Source organism: Mesorhizobium sp. M4A.F.Ca.ET.090.04.2.1 (assembly GCF_003999085.1).
Classification (GTDB): domain Bacteria; phylum Pseudomonadota; class Alphaproteobacteria; order Rhizobiales; family Rhizobiaceae; genus Mesorhizobium.
Window position 1 is genome coordinate 1 of record NZ_RZOT01000701.1, and the last position, 2,446, is coordinate 2,446.

Sequence of the window (2,446 nt, forward strand, 5' to 3'; positions counted from 1 at the left end):
AGAATCCATGGTTTGAAATGGATTTGCTGCCCTTTCTGAGGTCGGAAATCCGCTATCGCCTTGGTTAGGCATGAAGCAAGAAATCACCCGCTTTTCTCACGCTTGGCAGAATTTCTTTCTTGTGAAAGGCCGGGATAAAAGGGATCATAGCCAAATCATTCCTCAAAGCGCACGCCACACAAATTGGGCGACATGCACACTGGGAGTATCCGATGGACCGGCTTGACCGAAAAATTCTACGCCTCCTGCAGGAGGACGCGACATTAACGGTCGCCGATGTCGCCAAGAAAGTCGGCCTGTCGACCACGCCGTGCTGGCGGCGCATCCAGAAGCTCGAGGAGGAGGGCGTCATCAAGCGGCGCGTCGCCATCCTCGACCATGAGAAGGTCAATGTGCGCGTCACCGTCTTCGTGTCGATCCGCACCAATTCGCACAGCCATGAATGGCTGCGGCGCTTCTCCGAAGTCATCCAGGAATTTCCGGAAGTGGTCGAGTTCTACCGCATGAGCGGCGACGTCGACTATCTGCTGCGCGTCGTGGTGCCCGACATTGCCGCCTACGACGCCTTCTACAAGCGGCTGATCGCCAAGATCGAGATCCGCGATGTCTCGTCGTCCTTCGCCATGGAGCAGATCAAGTACACGACCGAGATCCCGCTGGATTACATGGTGCTGGACAAGGAAGCCGGCGCCAACGCGGCTTGAGCTGCTCACGCGTGGCCTTCCTCCGGAAAGGTCATACGCACGCTGCCTCTACCTAGTTCTTCTTTTTGTTGAGAAAACTCCAGGGCGAGTTGATCGGCAAGGTGACTGCGTCCGGTACATTGTCGACACTTGCCACGTCGGCCTTGGGCACCGTGTAGCCCGACTGGATGATCGAGACGCCGTCGAGGATGAAGAGCTGGCTTTTCTCCATTCCAGGTTTCAGCACGCCGGTGACGGAGACTGGCTCATAGGCCTCAGACATCCTGTAGGGATGGGCCGGCGTGACCAAAACGATCTGGTTGGGCGGCGGCGTCGGCATATGGCTGCAGGCGCCCGTCCACGGCACCAGCAGGAACTGGTAGACGAGGTCGCCCTCGCGATCGACAGGCAATGCATAGCCGGCTAATCGAATCGTCTTGTCCTGGAGATTGATGGACAGCGTCTCGCCGTGGTCCGGCAGTTTTGCCGCGATCATCGGCATGTTGGCGTCTTCGGCGATCGCCTGCGTCGCCGGCCGCAGGTCCTTCCAGAAGATATGCGCGGTCTCGGCCGATGCATCGGCGGCAATGGATACAAGCAAAGCAGCGGAGAGCGCGATGGTTGATTTGAGATGCTTGCTCATTGGCTGCTTCCTTTGCACCTGAGTAAAGACGCCGCCGTCCACGGCGTCAACGCTCGAGCCGCATCACATGCCGGCGCGAGCCCGCGGTGCCGATCTCGTGGAAGCCTCGCACCAGGAACATGTCGCGAAAACCCATGAAGCGGTAGCTTGGCGCTGCCTGGTCGACCGGATAGGCCTCGATCACGCGCGCGCCCCTGTCAAAGGCATGGTCAATCGCCGCGTCGAGCAGCGCCGCCGCGAGCCCGCCGCCGCGCAGGGCCCTCGGCACGTAGAAGCAGACGATCGACCAGACGCCCGTCTCGCTGTCTTCCTGCAGTTTTGAAAGCCTGCGATAGGTCTCGCGCGGCGCGACCGAGCACCAGCCGACCGGCTTGCCGTCGACTTCAGCGACGATGCCAACGGGCGTCCCGGCCTCGATCAGCCCCATCATCATGCGCTTCTTCTCGGCGTTCCGGACGTGCTCGCGGCTGGAATGGCGCCAGGCCATGCACCAGCAATATTTCGGCGCGCCCGGCTGTTCGAAAAGTTCCTCGAAATCCGCGCGGGTCGAGCGCGTCACCTCCGCGAAGCGGATTTCGGCGCCGTCAGCCTTTCCTGGCGGCGATCCGCTCGATCGTCTTGGCATTGGTCAGTTCCTTCACTGCGTCCTTGCCAATCCAGCGCGCCGTCTTGTCGGTCGACTGCGCCAGGCGTTCGGCCACGGCAAGGGCAGCGCCGTGCATTTCCACCGAACGCTTGCCGATCGAACGAAGCGCCCAGTTCACAGCCTTCCTCACGAAATTGCGGCTGTCGGCGGCATGCGCCTCGATGATTGGCAGGAAGCCGAGGAAGGTCGCGACCGGCTCTTGCTTCCGGTGGACGACAGACCAGGCCATCATGGCAAAGGCCGTGCGTCGAACGAACTCCCGCTCGTCGGCCGCGAACTCTTCGATCAGTTCCTTCCAGGCGTCCGTGTCGACGAACAGGTCGGAGACGCCGTCGACGATATCCCAGGAATCGAAGGACGCCGCCCATTGCCTTGCATCCGCAGCGGAAAACCGCTTCGGGTCGGCGGTGACGGAAGCGATGAACTGCGCTTCCATGATACCGGTCTGCCAGAGTTCGAAGGCACGTTCATGGT

Annotated in this window: 4 protein-coding genes and 1 pseudogene; 2 read left to right on the forward strand and 3 right to left on the reverse strand. The window is 61.1% G+C overall.

Annotated features, from left to right (window positions below; all coding sequences use genetic code 11):
- Window positions 1-68: pseudogene (locus tag EN781_RS36055) on the forward strand (uracil-DNA glycosylase family protein); the annotation flags it as partial.
- A 144-nt stretch (window positions 69-212) separates the two neighbouring features.
- Complete coding sequence (locus EN781_RS30625; protein ID WP_127400635.1) at window positions 213-704, forward strand: Lrp/AsnC family transcriptional regulator; 492 nt, start codon at window positions 213-215, stop codon at window positions 702-704.
- Between the two features lie 52 nt (window positions 705-756).
- Here the strand turns inward: EN781_RS30625 and EN781_RS30630 are convergent, their stop codons facing one another.
- From EN781_RS30630 to EN781_RS30640, 3 genes are all read right to left on the reverse strand, one after another.
- Window positions 757-1,326, reverse strand: a complete 570-nt coding sequence (locus tag EN781_RS30630; RefSeq protein ID WP_126054501.1) for a DUF3299 domain-containing protein — start codon at window positions 1,324-1,326, stop codon at window positions 757-759.
- A gap of 46 nt (window positions 1,327-1,372) precedes the next feature.
- Window positions 1,373-1,951 carry a GNAT family N-acetyltransferase gene (locus EN781_RS30635; protein WP_126054502.1) on the reverse strand — a complete coding sequence of 193 codons (579 nt, stop codon included), beginning with the start codon at window positions 1,949-1,951 and terminating at the stop codon, window positions 1,373-1,375.
- Window positions 1,911-2,446 (reverse strand): DNA alkylation repair protein (locus tag EN781_RS30640; protein ID WP_127400636.1); only part of this gene is annotated, 536 nt, incomplete at its 5' end. The genes EN781_RS30635 and EN781_RS30640, both read right to left, overlap by 41 nt.